Genomic DNA, 864 nt, shown 5'->3' with positions numbered 1-864 from the left:
GCCCCCAGGTCCGGCGAGCCGGCCGGCGCGGGCCCGTCGAGCGCGAGGGCCCCGGCCAGGACGGGCACGACGCCGGGGGAGCACACCGTCCACGGGCTCGTCCTGACGATCACGCCGAGCCCCTCCAGCAGGCGCGTGCCCAGCGCGGCCGAGCGGTAGCCCGGCTCGGGAAGCCACCGCGTGCCGGGGAACCCGCTCGCCACCTCCTCGAACACCGGCGCGAGGCGGGAGGTCAGCTCCACGGCGCCCGCCAGCTCGTACCACGCGTTCTTCCGCACGCAGTTCGTGATCCGGACGTCCAGGCTGAACTTCAGGCACGCCCCCGCGTCCGCCGCGTAGACCGTGCGGACCGACGACGTCGGCACGACGACCGGCCCCGGCCCGAGGTCGAGCAGCTCCTCCCCGAGAGCCGGGCGCAGCAGGTCGAGCTGCCACGGATGCGCGGGCAGCAGCCGGTAGCCGGGCGGCGCCTCGCCCAGCAGGTCCAGCACGGACGCGTCCCCCTCCTCGGCCAGCACGTCCTCCCGCACCCCGAGCAGCCGGACGGGGAACTCGGCGTGCGCCTCGGGCGCGTACCGCAGCCAGCGGGCGCCGCCCCGGGCCTTGGGGCTGGGATGGAACGGGTGCCCGAACACCAGGGCCTGCTCGGAGGCCAGCCACGGATCCACGGGCGGCTCCGCCCCGGCCCGCGCCCTGAGGATCGCGGCCACCGCCTCCCTGCTCGCCGCCACCTGCCCGGCGAACTCCTCGTTGCCCCCGGCCGCCGACAGCTCCCGCTCCGCCAGCCGTACCAGCTCCTCGGAGGTCAGCGGGCGCCAGGCGCCGCGCACCAGCCGCTCGGGCGGCCCGTCGAAGCGCAGCGCG

General features: G+C 77.5%; 1 protein-coding gene. It reads right to left on the bottom strand.

What is annotated here, in order from left to right:
• Window positions 1-864 (bottom strand): IucA/IucC family protein (locus DQW85_RS22110; protein WP_205315310.1); only part of this gene is annotated, 864 nt, incomplete at both ends.

It is taken from the genome of Nonomuraea lactucae, from assembly GCF_003313395.1.
GTDB classification, from domain to species: domain Bacteria; phylum Actinomycetota; class Actinomycetes; order Streptosporangiales; family Streptosporangiaceae; genus Nonomuraea; species Nonomuraea lactucae.
Note: the sequence above shows the minus strand (reverse complement) of the source record. Positions and strands in the feature narration are given on the sequence as shown.